A 17215-nucleotide genomic window follows, 5' to 3' on the forward strand; every position below is an offset into this window, starting at 1 on the left:
TCTACGCGTTACACATGATACATCGGCGGTTCTCTCTCCCTCATTGCCTCCTTTATCTTCTTCTCAACCTCCGCTACCTCCTTCTCAAGCCGCTCACCCTGCTCCAACAGCTCTTCGACACTTATCCTGACGCCCGTAATCTCCTGGAAGACCTTTATCGCCTCTGCCGCCGCGCGAGGATCGGGCCTGTCTGCCGCGGCGTAGGGAAGTATGGCGACTGCCGGCACATTATTCGCTTCAAATACAGAAAGAAGTATAGCCAGTGGACCAACGATCCCTAGGTGCTCCTCAAGTACCGGGTAGCCCTTCTCCTTGATCAGGTCTTCTTTCGATAGGAGGAAAGCCCTCGTGGGGGCTATCCTTGGCTTCGCGTCCGGCTCTTTGTAGGACGCGTCTAGCCCGCCGAAAAGAACAGAAAGCTTCACGCCGAGGGTTATTGAAAGTTCGGCTAGTGCTTCTGGGACGGAGATAAAGTCTTTGGGAGATACTGGAACGTTCGGTAGGAAGATGAGCATACCTTGCGAGAAGTAAAGCTCGTAAGGAGTTCGGATACCGCTTCTAACGTTCACGAAGGGAGGCATGTACTGTGTAAACAGGTATCCAACTCTTTGAGCCTCGAGTTTCTCGACTACGTGCTTTACTGCTATCCACCCCACATGCCCTACTCCATGGAAGCCCGCCAGGAAAGTCTCTGGGTGTACGTCCTCGGAGAGAACGACTCGCACTTTCCCGTATTTCAGTTCTCTAGTCACAAGAGTGAGAGAAAGAAAAATGTACTGTTAAACCTTTCGCGCGCGCGATAAGAGTTTGTCGCTTCGGGGATCGCTCATGCTTTATTCCCGACATGCGTACACGAAAAATTAAAATATTTACTACAAGGGTGGAGGTCGGGTTGAGGATCATATGGGCATTTACCACGGCAATGACCTGAGGAAAATAACCGGCGGGATTAAGGGTAGACATGTAAAGACTAAGCGCAAATACCTCTCTGGGCGCTACCCGATACTCACCGTTCCCGGGCAGGCAACAGAAGTTAAGGTCGTCAAAGCGCGAGGTAATACGTACAAGTTAAAGGTGAAGGTTGCCAGCGAGGTGAACGTTTACATCCCAAAGGAGGGAAAGACTGTGAGAGCGCAAATAATCAAGGTGCTGGACAACCCGTCTAACAAGGACTTCGCAAGGAGAGGGATAATCTCTAAAGGCGCAATACTGCAAACGAGCGTTGGCAAGGTAAAAGTCACTTCTCGACCAGGCCAGGACGGCGTGGTTAACGGCGTTCTCGTTGAGTAACAATGCTGAAAAAGAACGGCTTCATAGTCTGGCCCGTGTACTTTGATTCTACGAAGCCCAGAAAGTGGCGAAGAGTCCCGAGGAAACTAGCCGTTGAGAAGCCTACGCTAAGCGAGATCGTCGAAGCCGTAAAGAGGGAGGGATTCTCCTTTACGGTCGAAGAAAACGCCAAGCACCCAGCGTACTGGTATGAGGTTCAGGGACGCGTAATAGTTCAGGCAAACGTTAAGAAGAGCGTTCTGCTGAAGAAGATAGCGGAGAACCTCCAGAAAATACGCGCAGAGCAAAGCTCTAAGAGGAGGAGATGAAGCTCTCTAGTTCTTCCTTCAATACTTTGGCTACAACGGAGCCGTCTATTCTCCCTCGAACCTTATCCATCACGACTCCCATGAGCTTCCCGAAGGCTTTTTCACGCTTCTGGAGCACATAGTCTTTATTCTCCGCTATCACCTCCCTTATCATCGCCCTTAACCGGTCAACGTCTATTCTCTCGATACCTATTCGCCTCAGCACATTCTCTAGTTGCTCTTCGGGGTTAAGTGCAAGCTCTCTTAGAACATCGGGTATAGCCTCCTTAGCTATGCTACCCTCGGCTACCATCCTGAATACTTCGAGCAAACGCTCCTCTGATAGGTTTTCAACTGGAACGTTTTCTCTGCGAAGGCTAACAAGGGTGTTTACCAGTGTAGTCGCAACTACCTGTGGGCTTGCCCCCGTCTTTTTAACCGCCTCCTCGAAGAAATACATTCGTTGCATGTTGAACAACTGGAAGGCAACTTCCCTTGAGAGAGAGTACTCCCTCATAACCCTTTCAAGAGTCTTCTCCGGCGGCTCCGGTAGCTCCTGCCTCAACTTCTCCAAGTACTCTCGGGTGACCCTTATAGGCCTAATGTCCGTTTCTGGGTACATCCTCGCACTTCCAGGCCTAGGCCTCATGAACCTAGTTGTCCCGTCGGGATTAGCGGCACGGGTCTCCGGAGGAACCCCCTCTAGTGCTTCCAGAGCTCTCTCGTAAGCCGCCCTAAGACCTCTCAGCGCCTTCTCGGGCTCGTCGAATATCAGGATAAAGGCGTCGCCTTGCTCCACGCCGAGAGCTTGTTTGACAGCTTCAACCTCCTCCTGCGATATGCCGTACGCTGGAAGTTCATCGCTGTGAAAAAGCCCGCCAACCCTGCCCCAGTACTTTGCCCTATCGGAGAGTTCTGTACCCAGGCGGCGCCCCGGCTGGACTTCTCTCCCAAGAAGCCCCGCGAAGCCTTTCAGTCTAAGTGCTAGCGCTCTTCCACCTGCCTCTAGAGCCTTCCTAGCAACCTTCGACTTGGTGTTACGGAATATTTCCGTCACGTCTACCGGCTTGAACACGAGGTCGTCGCGTGTCACCCCTCTCCTCTTCAGCTCGTCCCTTATTTCCAGCAGCGCCAGTTGCCTCTTAACTTCTAGCTCGACAACCTTGGGTATAAGGTCCAGGTACTGTACTCCCTTTATCTCGACCTTGGCTCCTCCTTCAACCGACACGTTTAGATCCTGCCTGATAGCCCCCAATTCTCGTTTCACCTTTCCAAGGGATCTCAGCAAGAGCCCTATCCTGAGGGCGACCTCCCTAGCCTCCTCCGGAGAGGTTATATCGGGCGCCGTAGCGACTTCTATTAGCGGGATCCCCATTCTGTCTAGCCTGTACCTTAAGGCATTTTCCTCGATCACCTCGCCGGTTTTCCGCGCTGCATCCTCCTCGAGGCAGATGGTCTGTATGCCTACCCGCTTTCCGTTGACCTCTACCGAGCCGCCTATCGCTATCAAGGCCGTGCGCTGGAACCCGGTGACGTTTGACCCATCTATCACTATTTTTCTCATTACGTGGACTTCGTCTACAACGGAGGCTCCCACCATTAGCGCGAACTTCAGTGCAAGCTCAAGCGCCTCCCTGTTAAGCTCGTGGGGAGGCTCTTCGTCCATTTCCACCAGGCAGACGTTCTCCCTGTAGCCTTCGTATAAGTACGAGAGGCCCTTCTCGTACTCGAACAGCGCTGCCGGGTCTATTTCACCGACCTCGCTTTTAGCGAGGCGCAATCTTCGCCTGAAGGTGAAGTGGGGGTCATCCTTTCTGAGGTAAGTGGGACACGAGCAGAAGAGCTTCTTCTCGGTGTCAAGCATTTGGTGTATCTCAAGACCACAGCGTACGCGTGGCTCCACGCTTACCACCTCGCTCCCGGGTAGTGGTCAAACTCGGACCTTTCAGATATTTCGAACGCTAGGTTCGCAGTGAACAGTCTCTGAATTTCCTCTGGGTCCTCGGTTTGCCCTAGGATCCAGCTGAGCTTCACGTAAGCTGTCTCCGGAATCATGTCGCCGGCGGGAACAACACCTGCTTTTATCAGCTCGACCCCCGTCCTGTAGACGTTCATGTTAACCCTGCCGAAAATGCACTGGGAAGCCATAGCTACGAACACCCCTTCGCGAACGAGCCTCCTTACGCTGTCTATGAGAGCTGTGCTAACGTGGCCTAGACCCGTTCCCTCTATGACTAGCCCCTTGAAGCCCTTCTCAAGGTAAAAGTCGAAAATATCAGGAGACATTCCGGGGTAGAACTTGACGAGCGCGACCTTATCGCTAAAACTAGCCTGTACGACCACGTCATCGCCCCTACCTTTATACGTGCTCGTAGAGAGCTTCAGGCTGCCTCGAAGAGGGTCCACCTCGGCTATAGGCTTTGAATTAATACTCATGAACGCATCCCTCCTGCTGGTATGCATCTTGCGGGCGCGCACGCCTCTGTGAACCAGTATAGTATCATCGTTCACGCTTCCGTGCATGGCTATAACGGATTCAGCAAAAGGTGCATGAACGGCTACCACTGTGGCGCCGATCACGTTGAGCGCCGCGTCGCTCGAAGGCCTATCAGAAGACCTCTGTGCTCCAACGAAGACTATAGGTCCTGGGGCTTCCTGAACCGCGAACGCCATAGCGGCTGCAGAGTAGTGAAGAGTATCCGTTCCGTGCGCGACGACTACGCCTTTAACGTCGCTCTCCCGGCGGAAAATCTCTCCTATCTTGCTGGCTAGCTGTTGCCAGTGAGACGGGGTCATGTCCTCGCTGAATATGCTAAATAGGGTTTCAGAGGAAATCCGGGCAAGCCGTTTAAGTTCGGGGATCATCGAGTAAAGTTCTTCGGCCGTAAAGTAGGGGTAAACGGCGCCAGTAACGTAGTCGACGCGCGAGGCTATAGTGCCCCCTGTCCCCACAAAGAAAACCCTGGGTTCAGGCTGCCCGAAGTCCTCCTGTGAGCCCTCCTCCTCACCGGGAGTTGGCGCTTCTCGAGGACTAAACTTCTCCAGAAGCTCTACGCTCACTATTCTCTGAAGAGATATACCGATATTGTAGCCATTGTCAAGCTTTAAGACTACGACGTCCGGATCCCCGAACGCCGGGCGTGGCATGAGTAATCCTTCAAGTACTAGCCCATCGGCAAGTTTGATCTTCACTCTGTCGAAGAACGCCGCACCCACAGAGTCGAGGAGCTCTTTGACCTTTTCGCTATACCCCTGGGACATCAAGCTATAACTCTAAGCCCACCCTATAAATAAAGCGCGGAAAGGGGAGGACTAGATGCTCGTTCTTTCTTGGTTTTTTGCTTCCTGTCCACGGCGCGCGTAAGCCGTGAAACCCTTTACCGCCTCTCGCGCGATAAATTTAAAAGGAATAAGCTTGCTCTCTTTCTGGGTGCGTTGGTATGCCGTCTCACGGAAGCCTGACGAAAGCGGGCAAGGTTAGGAATGCTACACCAAAGATACCTCCAAAGCCCAAGAAGAACCTGATACCCAGGAGGCGCAACTACAGGAACTACAGAAGGCGCATACTGTACGCGGCAAGTTCCCAGTAACTAGTCAGCCTCTATTTTCTCCAACAGGTAGTCAGCAAGCTTTGCTAGTGCTTGAGCCACGTCGTACCCTTCTCTGAGACCGGTATAAAGCATCTCCACGCTTTCTTCGCAAGAGAGAGACCCCTTCAGCCAGGCATACGCCAGAAAGGCCTCCATAGCTTCTCCGGGGGCGATCCCGCGGGGCTTACCAAGCTTACTGAGCCTCGAAGAAAGGAATGCCCGTGCAAGGGTTTCGCCTGGAACCTTCACGCCGGTCGGTCTGCCTATGAGCGTTAAAGCCGCCGAAACCAGGAAATTCACCAACGAGTCTCCTAAACGCGCAAGCTCCTTGCTTCGCAAAACCTTCTCAAGTTCTTCTTTCAGCATCCTACCCACTAATGGGAAGAAGCTACCCCAGCGCCGCGGCGCTCTCCGCTACTACCTTCAGCTTGGCTCTCAGGGACTCCACGGCTTCCCTGATTGCTTCCAGCGGTTGCTTAGAGCCCTTAGTCCTCACGAGAAGATGCGCCACGTTGAGCAATGGATGGTCAACACGGTACGTTGCTTCAACGTCTGGTATCCTGTTGAGCTCGTCCACGAGGAGGTTGAGCAACGTGTGCCCCTCCCCTCTTATCCTCAGCTCTAAAACGTTAGTAGCATACCTCACGACCTCCACTACTGTATCCTCTCGTGCAACACCACCCGTACTCTGCATAGCACTCGAGAAAAAGCCCAATAACGCATTATAAAAACGTTCTGCAAGCTACGTAGCGCACCTCGGCTCCAAGAAGCTTCTCCGAGCCTCGAGTTCAGCGTGTTCAAGGCTGTCTCGAACTCTCCTCTACTACGTAGTAATAGATCCTGTGGCTCCTACCCCCTTCCTCTAGGTTGTACACCTCGACCGGTCGCCACCCTGTTATCTCGAAATCGTGCGAAACTATGCGAGTCGAGGGTTTCAGCTCACTTAGAAGCTTCGGTTTCAGTTTTTCGTTAACGCTAGTCAAAAGGTATAGGAAAACCACGTCTGCCTTTGGGAACTTTACCTCGAAGAAGCTCCCGTTTACCAAGACTACGTTCCCGGAGACCCCAGCTTCAATAACGTTCTTCATAGCTTGCTCCAAGAGGTCTCTCCGTATCTCGATTCCAACAGCCTTCGCGCCAAATTCTTTCGACGCGATAACCAGCGACCGCCCGTCCCCACACCCGGGGTCGAGGAAAAGTTCACCGCTTTTCAAGCCGGCTATTTCTAGAGCCTTCCTGATCACTTCGTAGGGGCTCGGTACATAGGGTACGGTTACCGACACGGTATAAATACCTCTAGTGCAAATTAAAACCTTGTCACGCACGTGCCTATAAAGCCGCTTCGAGAAAGCATGGACAAGCGGTGCTAACGCCTCGAAGAAAGAGCCGCCGGTCTCTGAAACAAAGTATATATCTGACTTTACATTCATTTACCGTATGAGCCACGAGGGCTTGACTGAAAAACAGGTAGAGCTGATTAGACACCTGTTTAGAAGAAGCAAACCTCTACGAGTGTTTACAGTGACGGATACTCAGCAGAAGATCTCGCTTGAACTGGGTATTTCGCGTCAAGCGCTAAACATCCATCTGAAGAAGCTTAAGGAGGCGGGCTATATCCGCACCGGTAGAGGGTTCCTGGATTTAACGGAGAAAGTTCTACCGATAGTTGGGAAGCAGGCCGGGGATACCTTCATCTTCGTAAAGCTACACCCCACGAAGAGGCTACAGGCTTACGAGATAATTAAGACGTTGCCCGTGGATAGAGTCTACAGAGTTACGGGAGACATAGACCTGATAATACAGGCTTCGCAGGCTATGCTCGACGAGATCTTGGACAAGATAAACTCCATCGAAGGGGTAAAGGAGACTAAGACCTACGTAATTATCGAGGCTTTAAAGTAGTCCAATATTTCTCTAAAGCTCTCGGAATCCCTGGAGAGCTTGTAGGCTTTTAGGAGTTTCTTCAGGTTCTCTATTTTCAAGGGGTCGTCTAAGCCTAGGCTTTTCCTCAGCTTTTCCGAGAGAGGGTTACCCTTGTTCACCAAAAATCCCATGAACTGGGTTAAGTTGGATTTCTGCGAGTCAAGGCTGGCGCTTTCAAAGTCCACGAGTACTGGCTCCAGCCTTTCCAGGTCTACGAGTATGTGGTTACTGGGCTGGGAGAGCTCTGCGTGCACGATGCCGTGCTGATCCAAGAGGAAAAGCTTTGTCAAGAGTTTTTCCAGGACCGTTTCGAGCTCCTCCCTAGAGGCTACCTTCTCGACCCACTCGGCGAAGTCCACCCCGTTTATAAAGTCCCAGACGAGGAAGTTTCTCGAAGCGCACCTGATCCTGGGACCCACGCCTAGCTCCTTGACGGACTCCAGTATTCTCGCCTCGCGTAGAAGCGAGACCCTATTCGCGTCCGTCCTTCTGATCTTAACGGCGACAACGCCGCTCCTCGCTAATCCCTTGACAACGAGGCTCGTCGTACCCTTCCCTATCACCCTAAGCGACCCCAGTTCGACGCTTCCTACGAGGCACAGGCTATGCACTCCAAGCATGCTGAGCTCCACTGCGCGTTGAACGGCACACTCGGGATCCATGCTGGGGTAGCACAGAACAGCCTTTAACTCATGTATTGCGCGCAGATTGTCCAGGGTTCTACACTGCTCAACCATCTGTAGACCTCCTTCTTCTCCTCTGCTGATAAATCGCGGAGTATGTTCCTCAAATCCTTAACCTCCCAGGAAAAACCCGCGTAGCTCTTCAAAAGCGATAATACGTGCTCCGAGATTTCCTCTGAAACCACGTTTCTAATCACGGCGAGCCTACCGTTTGAAACGAAGGGACCGTAGCTCTTCGTAGACCACTTCCTGAGAAAGTTCCCCGCGTTGGGGTGCCAAACAGGTGGTCCTACGTGTAGAACCGTCTTCGGCGAAGTAAGCGATTCCAGCTCTACTAGCAACGCCGGTGTACCAGATAGCAACGTGGCCTTGAACCTTAGAACCTTAAAGCCTAGCCCTGCGAGGTAGCCCTCGAGGCTTTTGCCTATTCTCTGCATCTTGCCGAGCAAGGCATCGCCAGGTAATTCGGGGTGACGACGTGCCAGCACGGCAATAACGTTGTGCGAACTCAGTAAGCGGGGCAGTTCCTCGTCTGGATCCACTCGGGGCTCCGGAGGGTCTAACAGGCAACACAGGATGTTCTCGTCTTCACTGAACATCTTGGCGGCAAGGATAAACTTCGACAACGAGTCAAGGCTCACAGACGCCGCCGCGTTTCTCCTGGAATCCACGGGGTCAAGAACCACGAGCGGCTGTCCCTTGAACCTTTCCAGAAGATCCTTCCCGTCGGGCACCGCGACTTTGCCGGGACGCCACCGCGCCGCTTCGCGTAGGAGCTTCTCGAGCCCGTCGTAGTACACGACGAGTATCTCCGCTAGGTATCCTGAGAACCCCTTTAAGCTCTGCTCAGCGCCGTAGATTCCCAGGTTTTTTAGTAACCTTTTCAAGAGGCGTATCTCGTCCTTGAGCCAGGGTTTCTCCGACAGCTTTCTCTCGAGGTACGCAGTGTGAAGTTGCGTCCTGTCGACAGGCGTGACTATCTCGCTTGGAGAAAAAACCCTGTATGCAGGCACTACATCTACTTCGACGCTGTTCGGGAACACTAGCGTGTAGTACGGATGGGAGGCATACCTTTCCTCTACTCGAGCGCCCAGCCTTGCAGAAGAACCTTCAGAAACTCTTCTGGCCACCTCCTTCATCTCTTCCAGCGAATACTTCTTCGGGAATAAGAGGAACAAGTCTATGTCTGCCTCGCCTTTCAACCAAGTATCGTGCCTGTAGGAGCCGTGAAGCTCTACGCTCACTTCTCCTCCTGCACGCGTATTCGCCTCCTCGAGCACCACCGCCATTAGTCTCTCCGCGAAAAGGTCGAGAGCTCTCTTATCCTCTGCGCTGGGCTTTACTTTCTTCAGGACTTCTTCAAGGCACTCCGGGTACTTAAAGACGCATGGATCACGGCAAGTCATATCTGGCGATCTCGTCATAAATCGGCCCGCGCGGCGTTAAAGTGCTTTTGTAGAGCGAGAAGGATGTTACTTCCTGCTCCCCAAAAACGGTATCCGCGCTTCCGGCGATTATTCTCCTCGCGCCTGCGCTTAAAGGTCCCTTTAACCGCGCAATGGTTAAATGGGGGTGAAACTCCTCGTCGGGTTCCGGGAGCTTCACTCCTTTCAGCGAGGTTCTCACGAGCTCAGCTAGCTCTGATAGCTCTCTGCTTCCTTCATCTACACCTATCCAGAGAACTCTCGGGCGGTCAAGACTTGGGAAGCCCCCCACCCCCTTCAAGACGATCTTGAATCTGTGGTAGCTCAGTTTCGCCAATCTGTTTCTAACTTCCTCTAGCGTGTGCGGAGGGATTTCTCCGAGGAATCTCAGCGTAATGTGGAGGTTTTCTTTCTCAACAAACTTCGCGCTTAAACCAGCGTCGCGTAAATCAGACTGCAGGGCTTCAACCCTCTGCAGAACGCTTGGAGAGGACACTTTTACCGCTACGAAACTACGTATCAGGTTAGTCATCTTTGTTCAGCCATTCTTGCAGTATCGCGCAGGAGTAAATGTCTCTTTCGCCCGAAGCGCACTTATGTAGGAAGGGGCAGAAGAAGCACGGGATTTCCTCCAAGAAGCCAGGTATCTGCACCTCTTCTGCTTCCTTCGCGAGCTTTAGTACGTAGGTTTTCCTGCCCTTGTAGACGACTTGTTCCTTCGCAATGAGGCCCTGGGACTCCAGCTTGCGTAGTATTTTCAATCCCTTTCTACTGTCTACATCCAGCTTCTTCCATAGTTCCCGCTGAAGCACACCCTTCTCGCCAGCCTCCCTTAAAAGCTCCAGGACTCTCCTCTCTAGTGCCTGAAATTGCACGGATGACTCTTCTAGCTCCTCTATGTCCTCCTCGTGGGCATAGACTTTCGAAGCAGGAGCCATTGGAAGTTACCTCTGAAAGTTTATCTTCGCAAAACATGAATAAATCGTTTTTCTTCGCGCGCTAGTTTCCCCTACGTTCGCACGGAGCAAAGAGTAATATCGGGGGAGAGCATAACACTCTTGAGAGGCATTATGGTGAAGTACTTGGTCGTCTTTATAGTGGGACCAGCTGGCTCCGGAAAGAGTACATTCACTTCGAGCTTCAAGGACTGGCTACTTTCACAGAGTACCCCCGCTTCAACAATCAACCTCGACCCCGCCGTGGAATACTTAGACTATGACCCCGACATCGACATAAGGGAGTACGTATTCGTGAGGGATGTAATAGAGAAGTATAACTTGGGACCTAATGGGGCGATAATAGCCTCTGTCGACTTGGCTGTTGAACATTTAGACAAGGTGCAGGCCGCCATGGAAGACCTACCCGAAGGCTACGTCCTCGTAGACACGCCGGGCCAGATGGAGATTTTCGCTTACAGGCAGAGCGGTACTTACATTGTCAGCGAACTATGCTCGTCCAGCTCCCTCTGCGCTGCGGTGTTCATGGTGGACGCCAGCATAGCCACTCAACCCTACAACTTCCTATCCCAGCTATTCCTCTCGGCGTCGATGTACTATAGGCTGAGGCTACCGCTGACAGTCGCAGTCAATAAGATCGACGTGCTTGAAGACATGGAGAAAAACAGGCTGCTAAACTGGTTGTCCGATGTGGAGTCTATGGAAAACGAGCTCGAGTTCGCGAGCAACGTAGACAGAGTCTTCACGAAGAGAGTTTTACGACTCTTATCGGACTTCATGGAAGTAGTCCCGTTCGTACCCGTCTCTGCGAAAACCAAGGAAAACTTCGAGCAAGTGTACTTCTACTTGCAACAGATCTATAGAGGGGGAGAGGACTTCGAGAGAGACGCAAGTGAATTATAGGAATTCCTTGATCCGTTCTACCACGTTTGGACTCTGCGTGATGTACCTCCCCACCACGTAGATGTCTGGCTCCAGTTTTTCGACCAGGCTCTTCACGGCAGGCGTAATGCCGCCTGCAACCGCTATCTTCACCTCTGGGCTAAGCTCCCTTATTTGGTTCACAGCAACGCCGAGCTCCTCAAAATATTTCTGCCTCGATGCTTCCTCGTCTATACCTCTATGAAGCTCGACGACCAGCTTCTCTAGGGGGAAGCCTATCTCGCGGGCTACGCGGATGATTTCTCGCACGAGGAACGGTACTTCCCTAGCTTCGATACCGATAGTGTCCACGGCGACGAGCCTTCCCCTTTTTAGCCCGGCTTCAAGGAAAGCCTTCAGCGTACCCATGGGAGCCCTCGCTAGGACGGACGCTATATCGGCTCCGAAGTCGTATGCTAGACTGGCCTCCAGCTCTCCTACGTCGGCCGTCTTCAGGTCGGCGTATAGTGTTAGACCCCCGGAGGCGAGCTTAAGCTTAGGCAACACTCTCACTCCCACAGCTTTGATTAAGGGTGTTCCCGCCTCCACCACAAGTCTATCGCAGGGGAAAGCTCCCTGCCTACAACCCTCGCCCATCGCTCCAGCTACTCTCAAGGCGCGCTCCTCGTCTACTACGTCGAGCGCAACCTGAACCAGGTAACGCCTCGACACGAGAAAGTAAAGTTAGCCGTTGTTTATAAAGCTCGCGCGTGCGTCTCGAAGGATCCTAGGACTGCTGCTCTCCGGACTTCAAGTTTATCAGGTTAAACTCGACTAGTAGCTTCCACTCGTCGAGGGTTACGGGGTCTCCTCTGCGGAATCTCTCGTAGGCCTCCATGGCTTTGCCGTAGAGTTGCCTCTTACGCTCTTCCAGGTGCTGCGACAACTCCTTTGCCTTCAGCAGTATCGAGATTCTCTCAAGCTCCTCCCTGAGCGACTTTTCCTCGGAGAGGAGCGAGATGTAGATCTGGTGATAGTTGTTCGCAGTCTCCCTTATCCTGTCGCGTTCCTGCTTGAGCTCAACGAGTCTTTTAACGAGCTCGTCTCTCTGTTGCTTTAAAGCCTGCATCTGCTCCTTAACTTTAAGGTACTCCGAGACTACAGTCTTCAGTTCCTCGTTTATGGCCTGAACCTTTTTCTTCAACTCGGGTATTTGCGCTCTAATTTCCTCAATTTTAGCCCTTACCTCGTTTAAGTGCTTTACATTAACGTATATCGACTCGAGGCTACGTATCTTGTTTACAAGAACCTTTTCTACCTCCGGCGGTAGAGTCATCGTCTGGTACTGCCACTCGAGCTGCTCTATCCGGTTTCGAAGCTCGTCCTCGTCATACCTCTTAGAACCTAGGAAGCCCCGGAGATTGTTGTACTCGGCGTTGAGGCGTTTGAGCTCGTCGCGCAACTTGTTTAGTTGCTCTAAGATGCCCTTCTTCTCCTCGCGAAGCTTGGAAATCTTCTCGTAAAGAGTTTTCTTCTGCTCGGCTACCGCCGCTATCTGTTGCCGAAGAGCCTGGTACTGCTCCCTCAGGCTCCGTATCTCGGCCGAGATCCGCTTGACCTCGCCGTTGGCAGAGTCCCTCTTAGATCTAGCCTCCTGGATCTTTGCGCTTATCTCCTGTAGCTTCTGTCTATACTCGATTAGTTGTTGCCTTAGGGATTCGATGGATTCGGTTTCGGCGGCCATACAGCAACGCCTTCCTCAAGCTTTGCACTCATTGAAAAATCAGCTTCATTTATAAACTTTTAGCCGCGCGCGATGAGCATCACCCTCGAACAGTGGGAGAAGCCAAGAGCCACTCTCCATCCGTTTCTCAAGTCTTGCCTTGCTATCCGAAGAGGATCGCGAGTCTTGGGCTCCAAAGATGATCCACTGGCTTGAAACATCAAAAGCCTGAGGCGTGTGCGCGACTCCAGGAGGTTCTTCCAAGTCCCAGCGCTAGATCTCTATGTATATGTCGAGGTTTTCGTCTATTTCCTTCACTACTCTCCTCAGGGTCAGCGTTGAAACTCCAGCTATTTTCGCTATCAACGACTGGGTTTTCCTGTATCCAAGAAGATTGGCGATAATGTATACTGCCGCCGCTGCGATTCCGCGAGGCTTCTTGCCTTGGAGCAGGTTTCCAAGGGAGTCGGCGAAGTCTGCCAGAAGTTTTAGCTGTATGTTGCTCCTGACTTCTTGTAACTCGTGTGAACCTACTATTTTGTAGACATACTTGCTAGGCTTCGATACGTGGGGTTGTCCAAGCTCAAATACTCCTTTCTTCAGCAACACTCTGTAAGCCTTTTTAACGTCATTCTCTGAGACTCCCGCGACACCTTCGAGGTCCTTAAGGGATACACTTACGTTCTTTTCCTTAGAGCAGACGTAGTAGATTATGGCAGCTGCCACCGCCTTGCGGTTTCTTCCGCGCAACAAGCCCTCTTTCTGCACCTTTGTAAAGTACTCCTTAACTTCCTCGATGAGGTGGGGAGGCAGGTTCATAGACTTAGCCATGGACTCTACCTCCCTAAGGTAACTAGCACTCTTTCTCTCCTTTCCCAGCGACTCGTAGTATGCACGCTTGTACTTCTCGGATATTTCTTGGGGCGTCGTATCAATACCCCTTGAGACGGGGTAGTCGTGGACTTTTCTCGCGAATTCTTCCTTAGAGCGGGCGCTCCGACCCGTGAAGAGCAAGCTCTCGGGAAAGACGTAACCGCAGTAGGGGCACGCGTATTCGCCGGTCTCGAAATTGAGTATGGGTTTCACTTTTCGCCCACAGTTAGGGCAGCTCACTTCTTCCGCTGTTTTTTCGTGCGTAGCTTACCACCTGTAGGTCCCACGTTGCCGCTCCAGTAGAGCAACTTTCCCACCAGGGCTTCGGGCTCCCAGCGGGACTCGTCGACCTTTACTAGTACGAATGGCGAAGTCACAGGGCCGATAACGTCGTAAACGTACCCTACGAGCATAGCTTTCTCGTCGTAGACTTTTTCGCCGATAGGAGGCACGTTTGAAGCCTCCACTACGAGGTTCTTGTTCCTCGAGTAAAGACGCGCCCTGCCGATCAACTGCATAAAGCATGAATCGCTTCGCGATGATAAAAACCTCGCGCCGCGCGGCGGCAAAGCTATAAATGTTAGGATTTCGAGGTTATGTTTCGAGGGACTCATGCAAATGAATGTTTACTTGCACTTCACTCCTCTGGGACCGGTGCTCGTAAACGAGGAAGGACAGATACTCGCCAGCGACATGATAACGCAGGATAAGGATCCCGAGAAGATCGCCCGCTTCATGTACGAGCTGGAAACTGGAAACGTTCCAGAAAGGGTTCTAGGTTTTCTAGCCTCTAGTCTCTCAAAGGAATACACGCTGGCAGTAGAGGACGAGGAAGTGGCCAGAAAGATCTCCCAAAGCTTAAAGGAGGTGAAAGTAACCGTGCAACCCGGGAGTAAGGTCCACAGAGCTCTCCGAGAGCAGCAACAAGCAATCGTCGAGAAAGCATTCGGCATATCATACTCGGACTATTACAGGCTAGTACGAGAGGCAACGATCCTGCTGGCACGGTGGAAAGTGAAGGAAGTCGCCGAAAAAAGAGACCTCTACGTAGCGCAAGCAGTTAACGCGCTGGACGATGTAAACAAGACGATAAACCTCTTCGCTTCGAGAGTGAGAGAGTGGTACGGGCTCCACTTCCCGGAGCTTAACGATATAGTCGAAGACCACGAGGACTACTTCAAAATAGTGAGCAAACTGGGTTCTAGGAGCAACATTTCCCTGGAAAAACTCAAAGAGCTGGGCTTTAAGGATGACCTCGCCCAGAAAATAGTCAAAGCAGCTTCCAACAGCATGGGAGCCGAGCTAACAGAGTTCGACCTCAACGCCATAAGGCTCCTATCCGACGCTGGACTCCAGCTCTACAGCATACGGAGAAACCTAGAGAAGTACATAGACGAGGCGATGTACGACGTAGCTCCCAACATAAGGGGTCTCGTCGGGCCAACCCTGGGTGCTAGGCTGATTTCGCTCGCCGGAGGCTTAGAAAAGCTTGCCAGGTTGCCCGCGAGCACGATCCAGGTTCTGGGCGCCGAAAAAGCTCTCTTCAGAGCACTCAGATTCGGCGCACGTCCTCCCAAGCACGGAGTGATCTTCCAGCACCCGTACATACATAAATCGCCGAAATGGCAAAGAGGTAAGATTGCAAGGGCTCTTGCAGGCAAACTCGCGATCGCTGCCAGGATCGACGCGTTCACGGGAGAGTATAAGGCAGACGAGCTACGAGAAGACCTGGAAAAGAGGATAGAAGAAATAAAGACACTCTATGCAAAGCCTCCCGCAAAGCAGGCTAAAAAAGAGCCTGCACAGAAAAAGTTTAGGGGGCACGGCAAGAGGAAGGGTGAGAGCAAATGATTAGGCCTGTAAAAGTGGTGGAACACGAGAAATTCCCAGGAATATACGTCGTGGAGTACGAGGACGGGACCAAAAAGTTGGCAACTGTTAACCTGGCTCCAGGCGTAAAGGTTTATGATGAAACACTAATCCAGCACGGCGACAAAGAGCTCAGAACATGGAATCCTTATAGAAGCAAGCTAGCCGGCGCCATTCATAAGGGGATAACCATTAACCCGATAAAGCCCGGCGTCAAGGTCCTCTACTTGGGGGTAGCCTCTGGAACCACGCCTAGCCACGTCTCCGACATAATCGGACCTAAAGGTGTTCTCTTCGGCGTAGAGTTCGCTCCGCGCGTTATGCGTGAATTCATCGAGAAGGTAGCAGTTCACAGGGAGAACGTAGTTCCACTCCTCGCCGACGCCAGGTTCCCGACGAAGTACGCGCACGTAGTTGAGCTGGTCGACGTCGTATACGCCGACATAGCGCAACCCTTCCAGGCAAAGTACGTTGCGGACAACGCGGATATGTTCCTTAAAAGCGGAGGGTACATTATGATGGCTATAAAGGCTATGAGTATAGACGTAACCGCGACCCCCTCGGAGACGTATAAGAGGGAGATAACTCACCTAGAGGAAAGAGGCTACAAAGTAAAGGAGGTAAAGCACCTAGAACCCTATGATGAGGCTCACGCATTTGTAGTTGCCCAGAAACCCTAACCCCTGTACACCGGACTTCTTCCTTTCTTGTGCCGAAAAGCTTGGAGTTCAGAATGGATTTACCTCTCCCTTTCGATGAACCTATCGTAAAGCTTATAGGTGCGCAGACGTAAACTTCCAAGCAGTATAAGCGTCTATGACGAACAAAGTGGTTCGGTTTAAGTCCTCCGAGTACTGTGTTGACGAGGTTACGGTGGCGTCTAAGTACATCTTGCTTGAAAAGAGAGTGAAAGACGCTTACCAAGTTACACAGTACCTTGCGGAGAATCTTCGAGTTTTTAGCGAGTTCTTAGAGGGGCTCCCCCTCATAATCGCCGAGTCGTACAAGGGTGAGAAGATAGAGGAGGACGTAGTATACTCTAGGCACAACGTCCCCGTGGTTAGTAGCTCTACGGCAAATAGCCTCCTTAGAGGAGAAAGGAAGTACTTAGTCTACGTTAGCAAAGGCGGAGTATTCGTGAAACTTAACGGTAAAGAACTTAGAAAGGCGCGGGAAAGGATGGGGCTCTCGAGGGGGGCCCTTGCGAGAGAGGTTGGTGTCTCGGCGAGAACCATAGCGTACTACGAGGAGGGACTCAGCGACGCGACACTAGAGATAGCCGCGAAGCTCGAAGAGATACTCGGCAGCGAGATCTTTGAAGCCATAAGCGTGGATTCGCTGAGGGAGCTGACGAAGTCGGGTAGGCCTTCCGTTGGCAGCCCAGCCAAGAGGGGGAGAAACGTTGAGTGGCTTATCTCCACGCTGAGGGACTTTGTAGGGGAAAGGTACTTTTTCGATAAAGCACCCCTAGACGCTGGGTTCAAAGTATCGCTGAAAACTACTTCAAAGTTTGCAATCAAGGCCGGGATCTCAAAAGAGGAGGAAGTTCAGGACGTGAAGGAGCTTTCCGAGGCGACGGAGACCCCTGTAGTTATACTGAACAACAAGGAGGAGATTTTGAGCGAGAAAGTGATTGTGGTTGATAAGAGGAGGCCTGAGAAGCTTAGGGACTACCTGTCTAGGATAATGGAGAACACGCGTGACGAATAAATGCGGATGCCCGTTTTCCAGGCATC

General features: G+C 52.0%; 22 protein-coding genes. 8 read left to right on the forward strand and 14 right to left on the reverse strand.

Annotation, left to right across the window (positions count from 1 at the left end; translation table 11 throughout):
* Nucleotides 1–8: 8 nt before the first annotated feature.
* A complete protein-coding gene (locus tag TPEN_RS01820; protein ID WP_011752031.1) occupies nt 9–752 on the reverse strand; it encodes a proteasome assembly chaperone family protein in 744 nt (247 codons plus the stop codon).
* Between the two features lie 151 nt (nt 753–903).
* Here TPEN_RS01820 and TPEN_RS01825 point away from each other — a divergent pair, with 151 nt between their 5' ends.
* Nucleotides 904–1290, forward strand: a complete 387-nt coding sequence (locus TPEN_RS01825; protein ID WP_011752032.1) for a 30S ribosomal protein S8e — start codon at nt 904–906, stop codon at nt 1288–1290.
* 2 nt (nt 1291–1292) lie between these two features.
* A complete protein-coding gene (locus TPEN_RS01830; RefSeq protein WP_011752033.1) occupies nt 1293–1598 on the forward strand; it encodes a signal recognition particle subunit SRP19/SEC65 family protein in 306 nt (101 codons plus the stop codon).
* Here the strand turns inward: TPEN_RS01830 and gatE are convergent.
* Together gatE and gatD are read right to left on the reverse strand one after the other, a co-directional pair.
* A complete protein-coding gene (gene gatE, locus TPEN_RS01835; protein ID WP_011752034.1) occupies nt 1582–3480 on the reverse strand; it encodes a Glu-tRNA(Gln) amidotransferase subunit GatE in 1899 nt (632 codons plus the stop codon). The genes TPEN_RS01830 and gatE overlap by 17 nt on opposite strands.
* 2 nt (nt 3481–3482) lie before the next feature.
* The gene (gene gatD, locus TPEN_RS01840; RefSeq protein WP_011752035.1) at nt 3483–4838 is read right to left on the reverse strand and encodes a Glu-tRNA(Gln) amidotransferase subunit GatD; all 1356 of its coding nucleotides are present in this window, start codon (nt 4836–4838) and stop codon (nt 3483–3485) included.
* A gap of 179 nt (nt 4839–5017) precedes the next feature.
* Between gatD and TPEN_RS01845 the strand changes: the two genes are divergently transcribed.
* A complete protein-coding gene (locus TPEN_RS01845; protein WP_011752036.1) occupies nt 5018–5167 on the forward strand; it encodes a 30S ribosomal protein S30e in 150 nt (49 codons plus the stop codon).
* Here TPEN_RS01845 and TPEN_RS01850 read toward each other — a convergent pair whose 3' ends face one another.
* From TPEN_RS01850 to TPEN_RS01860, 3 genes are all read right to left on the reverse strand, one after another.
* On the reverse strand, nt 5168–5533 hold the full coding sequence (locus TPEN_RS01850; RefSeq protein ID WP_052885022.1) for a ribonuclease III family protein: 366 nt from the start codon (nt 5531–5533) through the stop codon (nt 5168–5170). It lies immediately after the preceding gene.
* A gap of 22 nt (nt 5534–5555) precedes the next feature.
* On the reverse strand, nt 5556–5861 hold the full coding sequence (locus TPEN_RS01855) for an RpoL/Rpb11 RNA polymerase subunit family protein (RefSeq protein ID WP_011752038.1): 306 nt from the start codon (nt 5859–5861) through the stop codon (nt 5556–5558).
* 103 nt (nt 5862–5964) lie between these two features.
* Nucleotides 5965–6450, reverse strand: a complete 486-nt coding sequence (locus TPEN_RS01860) for a class I SAM-dependent methyltransferase (protein WP_011752039.1) — start codon at nt 6448–6450, stop codon at nt 5965–5967.
* A gap of 154 nt (nt 6451–6604) precedes the next feature.
* On the opposite strand from TPEN_RS01860, the gene TPEN_RS01865 reads away from it, so the two are divergent.
* Nucleotides 6605–7069 carry an Lrp/AsnC family transcriptional regulator gene (locus TPEN_RS01865; RefSeq protein ID WP_011752040.1) on the forward strand — a complete coding sequence of 155 codons (465 nt, stop codon included), beginning with the start codon at nt 6605–6607 and terminating at the stop codon, nt 7067–7069.
* On the opposite strand, the gene TPEN_RS01870 is transcribed toward TPEN_RS01865, so the two are convergent.
* Genes TPEN_RS01870 through TPEN_RS01885 form a run of 4 tightly spaced genes read right to left on the reverse strand, consistent with a single transcriptional unit; the run spans nt 7042 to nt 10135 of the window.
* Complete coding sequence (locus TPEN_RS01870; RefSeq protein ID WP_148677890.1) at nt 7042–7827, reverse strand: RIO1 family regulatory kinase/ATPase domain-containing protein; 786 nt, start codon at nt 7825–7827, stop codon at nt 7042–7044. The two genes, TPEN_RS01865 and TPEN_RS01870, sit on opposite strands and share 28 nt — an antisense overlap.
* Nucleotides 7776–9179 (reverse strand): CCA tRNA nucleotidyltransferase, encoded by a 1404-nt coding sequence (gene cca, locus TPEN_RS01875; protein ID WP_011752042.1) that lies wholly within the window; start codon nt 9177–9179, stop codon nt 7776–7778. The genes TPEN_RS01870 and cca overlap by 52 nt, the downstream gene beginning before the upstream one ends.
* Nucleotides 9166–9729, reverse strand: coding sequence for an RNA 2',3'-cyclic phosphodiesterase (gene thpR / locus TPEN_RS01880; protein WP_011752043.1), 564 nt, complete (start codon nt 9727–9729; stop codon nt 9166–9168). Before thpR ends, cca begins: the two co-directional genes overlap by 14 nt.
* A complete protein-coding gene (locus tag TPEN_RS01885; protein ID WP_011752044.1) occupies nt 9722–10135 on the reverse strand; it encodes a helix-turn-helix transcriptional regulator in 414 nt (137 codons plus the stop codon). Before TPEN_RS01885 ends, thpR begins: the two co-directional genes overlap by 8 nt.
* Nucleotides 10136–10267: 132 nt before the next feature.
* On the opposite strand from TPEN_RS01885, the gene TPEN_RS01890 reads away from it, so the two are divergent.
* Nucleotides 10268–11056: an ATP/GTP-binding protein gene (locus TPEN_RS01890; RefSeq protein ID WP_011752045.1), complete on the forward strand. Its 789-nt coding sequence runs from the start codon at nt 10268–10270 to the stop codon at nt 11054–11056.
* Here the strand turns inward: TPEN_RS01890 and TPEN_RS01895 are convergent.
* The 4 genes from TPEN_RS01895 to TPEN_RS01910 form a co-directional block, all read right to left on the reverse strand.
* Complete coding sequence (locus TPEN_RS01895) at nt 11051–11746, reverse strand: orotidine 5'-phosphate decarboxylase / HUMPS family protein (protein ID WP_011752046.1); 696 nt, start codon at nt 11744–11746, stop codon at nt 11051–11053. The two genes, TPEN_RS01890 and TPEN_RS01895, sit on opposite strands and share 6 nt — an antisense overlap.
* A gap of 55 nt (nt 11747–11801) precedes the next feature.
* Nucleotides 11802–12758 carry a coiled-coil protein gene (locus TPEN_RS01900; RefSeq protein WP_011752047.1) on the reverse strand — a complete coding sequence of 319 codons (957 nt, stop codon included), beginning with the start codon at nt 12756–12758 and terminating at the stop codon, nt 11802–11804.
* A 252-nt stretch (nt 12759–13010) separates the two neighbouring features.
* Complete coding sequence (locus tag TPEN_RS01905; protein ID WP_011752048.1) at nt 13011–13850, reverse strand: TFIIB-type zinc ribbon-containing protein; 840 nt, start codon at nt 13848–13850, stop codon at nt 13011–13013.
* A complete protein-coding gene (locus TPEN_RS01910) occupies nt 13847–14128 on the reverse strand; it encodes an H/ACA ribonucleoprotein complex subunit GAR1 (RefSeq protein WP_011752049.1) in 282 nt (93 codons plus the stop codon). Before TPEN_RS01910 ends, TPEN_RS01905 begins: the two co-directional genes overlap by 4 nt.
* Before the next feature lie 94 nt (nt 14129–14222).
* Here TPEN_RS01910 and TPEN_RS01915 point away from each other — a divergent pair, with 94 nt between their 5' ends.
* From TPEN_RS01915 to TPEN_RS01925, 3 genes are all read left to right on the forward strand, one after another.
* A complete protein-coding gene (locus TPEN_RS01915) occupies nt 14223–15461 on the forward strand; it encodes a Pre-mRNA processing ribonucleoprotein,-binding region (RefSeq protein WP_011752050.1) in 1239 nt (412 codons plus the stop codon).
* Nucleotides 15458–16159: a fibrillarin-like rRNA/tRNA 2'-O-methyltransferase gene (locus tag TPEN_RS01920; RefSeq protein WP_011752051.1), complete on the forward strand. Its 702-nt coding sequence runs from the start codon at nt 15458–15460 to the stop codon at nt 16157–16159. The genes TPEN_RS01915 and TPEN_RS01920 overlap by 4 nt, the downstream gene beginning before the upstream one ends.
* A 148-nt stretch (nt 16160–16307) precedes the next feature.
* A complete protein-coding gene (locus TPEN_RS01925; protein WP_187146343.1) occupies nt 16308–17189 on the forward strand; it encodes a helix-turn-helix domain-containing protein in 882 nt (293 codons plus the stop codon).
* Nucleotides 17190–17215: the final 26 nt, after the last annotated feature.

It is taken from the genome of Thermofilum pendens Hrk 5 (genome assembly GCF_000015225.1).
Lineage (GTDB): Archaea > Thermoproteota > Thermoprotei > Thermofilales > Thermofilaceae > Thermofilum > Thermofilum pendens.